The following is a 2,548-nucleotide window of genomic DNA, read 5'->3' on the forward strand; positions in this document are numbered from 1 at the left end:
CGCCATGACTATTCGGCGGAAGCGGGCGGGCTTGGCCATTTCCGCTTCGCGCTCAACGACACGATGCTGGTCGGCGCCCGCAAGCAACCGCTGCAGTCGGTCGACAACATCCGCAAGGCGATCGAGAATGGATCGCGCAAGTTCCGCTCGCCGGCCGAGTTGATCGAGGCGGTTGTCGGCCAGTCTTTTGACGGCATGGTGGCTGAACTTGCGGCACTCGGCGACAGCCTCGACGGGATCGAGGATCGCATCGTCTGCGACGCATGGCACAATGAACGGCAATCCCTCGTCGACGCGCGCCGGCATCTGGTTGTGATCCACAGGCAGATGGCGACGTTGACCAATCTGTTTCGCCATCTCGACCACTCGCACCGTAACGACCTGCCCGACAGCATCAACGACATGGCCGCGCGTCTTTCGCACAGGGCGCAGACGCTGCACTATGATGGCGAACAATTGCAGGCACGCGCCCGGCTGTTGCAGGACGAGCTTATGGCCAAGCTGACGACGCAGTCGAACCGGCTGCTGTACGTACTGTCGGTGATGACGGCGGTGCTGTTGCCAATGACCATCATCTCGGGCCTGTTCGGCATGAATGTCGGCGGCTTGCCGCTGGTCGACACGCCAATGGGCTTCTGGGTGGTGACGGCGGTAGCGATGGTGATCGCGGGCGCGACCTATCTCTTTGTCAGGCGGCTCGGACAGATGTAACGCCCGCCCGGCGACTTTCACGCCGAGGCGCGAAGATCCTCGATGACGGTGCCGGCGGCGGCGGCTTCCGCTTCGTGGTCGGGCTCGCGCCAGGTCTCGGCCAAGCCAGCCGCATACCATTCGCGCATCGCCGGCAGGGCAAGCAATTGCGCTGGATAGGCTGCAGCCGCACCCTCGAAGGAGAGCCCATAGGACTGGGCGCGGAACGCCACCGGGGCAAAGAAAGCGTCGACGGCGGTAAAATGAGCGCCGGCCAGAAACGGCCCGCCGAAACGGGCAAGGCCATCGTTCCAGAGATCGCCGAGGCGAAAGATGTCCTGCTTCAGCGCATCGGACATCGGGAATGGCTTTACGCGCACGCCGCAACTCATCGGGCATGCCCCGCGCAATGCGGTGAAGCTCGAATGCATCTCGGCGGCGGCCGAGCGTGCCCAGGCGCGCGCCTTGGCCTCGACAGGCCACACGCCATGGTGGCGTTCGGCCAGATATTCGACGATGGCCAGCGAATCCCAGACCGCCCAGCCATCGTCGATCAGGCACGGCACGCGGCCGCTCGGCGAGAAGGGCCGGTACAGATCCCAACTCGATGCGGTCGGGAATGGCGTCAGCCGTTCCTCGAACGGGATGTTCAGCTCTCGCATCAACACCCAAGGCCGCAGCGACCATGAGGAATAATTTTTGTTGGCGATATGCAGCAGGTACATAGGGGATCCTTACCTTGCAGCCGGCACCGCCGGCCGGATCTCGCGGCCACGGAACATCGACCAGGAATACATCGCGAGCGCTGTCCAGATCAGGCCAAAGGCAATCGCCTGGGTGGTGCCGAAAGGCTCGTCGAAGATCAGCACGGCGATCAGAAACACAATGGTCGGCGCGATGTACTGCATGATGCCGATGGTGGACAGCCGCAGCAGCCTCGCGCCGAACGCAAACAGCAGCAGCGGGATCGATGTGACCGGACCGCAGCCGATCAGCAATGCCGTATCGGTGCCACTGCTGGATAAGATGTGGTCCTGTTCGGTCGCGATGAGATAGACGATGTAGCCAAGCGCCGGCACCGACAGCAGAAGGACTTCGAGCAAAAATCCCTGGCTCGGTCCGATCGGCAGCGTCTTGCGGAAGAAGGCGTAGGCGGCGAAGGAAAACGCCAGCGCCAGCGACACCCAGGGCAGCTTGCCGCCCTCGACGGTCAGCACGGCGACTGCGACGGCCGCCAGCACCACCGCCGCGATCTGCAGCCGGTCGAGCCGCTCGCCAAGCAGCAGCGCGCCGACGACGACGTTGACCAGTGGATTGATGTAGTAGCCGAGCGCGGTTTCGACGGTGCGGTCGACAGCGATCGCCCAGACATAGATGCCCCAGTTGACCGAGATCAGCGCCGCCGTCAGCGCGGCCATGGCGATGGTGCGCGGCGAGCGCAGTGCCGCCTTGAAATCCGCCATGCGGCCGGCCCAGATCAGAACGGCGGCGGCGATCGGCACCGACCAGACGATGCGATGGGCAATGACTTCGGCGAGCGGCAGATGAGCGACCGCCTTCATGTAGAAGGGCAGCAATCCCCACAGCAGATAGGCGCCGAGCGCCAGCAGAAAGCCGCGCCGGGCCTTGGAATCCGCGTCCAGGGTAATTGCTTCAGTGGCCATGGGCCAACGCTATGGCCCAGTCACCTTGGCAAGACCATCGCAAAGTTCTGATGGATCAATGGACTTTCGCTGATGGTTCAACCCTATTCGGCGGCCACCAGTCCGGCCATCTCGCGGTTCTTCATCAGCTTGTAGACGATGGAATCCATCAGCGCCTGGAACGAGGCGTCGATAATGTTTTCGGAAACGCCGAC

Annotated in this window: 3 protein-coding genes; 1 reads left to right on the forward strand and 2 read right to left on the reverse strand. The window is 63.4% G+C overall.

Features of this window, described 5'->3' with window-relative positions; translation table 11 throughout:
• Positions 1-711: CorA family divalent cation transporter (locus EN893_RS28760; protein ID WP_128361978.1), on the forward strand; the 711-nt coding region annotated here is incomplete at its 5' end.
• A 17-nt stretch (positions 712-728) separates the two neighbouring features.
• Here the strand turns inward: EN893_RS28760 and EN893_RS28765 are convergent.
• On the reverse strand, positions 729-1,415 hold the full coding sequence (locus EN893_RS28765; protein ID WP_127271665.1) for a glutathione S-transferase family protein: 687 nt from the start codon (positions 1,413-1,415) through the stop codon (positions 729-731).
• 9 nt (positions 1,416-1,424) lie between these two features.
• On the reverse strand, positions 1,425-2,354 hold the full coding sequence (rarD, locus tag EN893_RS28770) for an EamA family transporter RarD (RefSeq protein ID WP_127271670.1): 930 nt from the start codon (positions 2,352-2,354) through the stop codon (positions 1,425-1,427).
• Between the last annotated feature and the right edge of the window lie 194 nt (positions 2,355-2,548).

Source organism: Mesorhizobium sp. M7A.F.Ca.CA.004.04.2.1 (genome assembly GCF_004022825.1).
Classification (GTDB): Bacteria; Pseudomonadota; Alphaproteobacteria; order Rhizobiales; family Rhizobiaceae; genus Mesorhizobium.